The organism is Novosphingobium malaysiense, from assembly GCF_000802225.1.
Classification (GTDB): Bacteria; Pseudomonadota; Alphaproteobacteria; order Sphingomonadales; family Sphingomonadaceae; genus Novosphingobium; species Novosphingobium malaysiense.
The window spans coordinates 1-991 of record NZ_JTDI01000025.1; the positions used below are offsets into that span (position 1 = coordinate 1).

Annotated in this window: 2 protein-coding genes; both read right to left on the reverse strand. The window is 69.4% G+C overall.

Annotated elements, in window-relative coordinates; translation table 11 throughout:
• Positions 1-116: 116 nt before the first annotated feature.
• The gene (locus tag LK12_RS23320) at positions 117-797 is read right to left on the reverse strand and encodes a phosphoribosyltransferase (RefSeq protein WP_039290683.1); all 681 of its coding nucleotides are present in this window, start codon (positions 795-797) and stop codon (positions 117-119) included.
• Positions 794-991: hypothetical protein (locus LK12_RS24815; RefSeq protein ID WP_231568474.1), on the reverse strand; the 198-nt coding region annotated here is incomplete at its 5' end. The genes LK12_RS24815 and LK12_RS23320, both read right to left, overlap by 4 nt.

The following is a 991-nucleotide window of genomic DNA, read 5'->3' on the forward strand; positions in this document are numbered from 1 at the left end:
CCTCCCCAGTGACGGATGGGCCAAGCCTATCCGGGTTGCATTGCCCATCCATCGGTAATGATACGAGGATCGCCGGGGCCGTACAAGCCGGGTCGCTGCGGCAGCACGCCTCCGGACTACCCGGTGTTTCGCAGATCGGGTGTTTCCCAGCGCTTGGCTTCGGCAAGCAGGCGGATGACCTCCTCGTCCCCGGTCTGCCGGAAATCGCGATAATGCATCCCGACGGCCCGGAACGGATAGGGCGAGGACAGGCAGATCACGCGGTCGCACTGCTTCTGCAGGTCCGGCAGCACGTCCGCGGGGGCCAGCGGCACCGCGAGGATGATCTGCGCCGGCTCCGTCCGCGCCAGTCCCTGCAGGGCAGCACGGACAGTGCCCCCGGTGGCGATCCCGTCGTCCACGACGATGACCGTGCGGGCCTTGAGCACCAGCGGTGGACCGGCGCGGTACAGCGCGCGGCGACGCTCGATCTCGGCCAGCTCCTTTGCGATCTGCATGTCTATGTAGTCCCGGCTGGCGCCGACCGTGCGCGCCATCGCCTCGTCTATGACGACCTGCGGCGCGGCCCCGTCGACGAGCGCGCCGATGCCGTACTCCTCGTGTCCGGGGGCGCCGATCTTGCGGACCATCAACACGTCGAGCGGGGCATGGAGGGTCTTGGCCACCTCGAACGCAACCGGCACGCCGCCGCGCGGCAGCGCCAGCACTACCGGGTCCTTGTAGCCGAAGGTCTCGAGCTCCCGCGCGAGTTGCCGCCCCGCATCGGTGCGGTCGGCAAATCCGCCCTGCGCCTTCATTCCTCGTCTCCCAGATGGCGGTGAAACCATGCGCTGGCGAGCGAGACCAAGATCGCCAGGCCCCTGGCTTGCTGCGGGGCGCCCAGGATCGCGGCCAGCCCCAGCCGCTCGTCGATGCGGACTTCGTGCGGCAGGTTGCCGAGGGACGCCGCGCTCATAGCCCGAACGGCCAGGTTTCGGGCGCACCGTGGGGG